1 protein-coding gene is annotated in these 271 nt (G+C 45.0%); it reads right to left on the bottom strand.

From position 1 onward, the window contains the following. The coding region (locus AB4512_RS13920; protein ID WP_372175065.1) for a TRAP transporter small permease at positions 1–271 on the bottom strand (271 nt) is incomplete at both ends.

Raw genomic sequence — 271 nt, 5'->3', positions numbered from 1 at the left:
ATCATCATCAGTGAAAACGCGATAGGTAAAATCATGTAGAAGTACTTCATCGGGATACCTGTAGTCTGAGACTTCCAAAACAGATTCATTTTGTTGAACACGAAGTCGTAGCTGAGGTAAACGAAGTAGCCGTTGAAACAGAGCCATAAGAAGTCAGCGATGGTTTCACTCACGGTCTGCACGATTGGCGGAAAGAATTTAAAGTGAAAGCTCACTCGGTTGTGCGCCGACATCTTGGCCGCAACAACAGCCCCTAGATAGGCAAACCAAA

Origin of the sequence: Vibrio sp. 10N.222.52.B7 (assembly GCF_041474275.1) — a bacterium.
Lineage (GTDB): Bacteria > Pseudomonadota > Gammaproteobacteria > Enterobacterales > Vibrionaceae > Vibrio > Vibrio crassostreae_C.
Note: the sequence above shows the minus strand (reverse complement) of the source record. Positions and strands in the feature narration are given on the sequence as shown.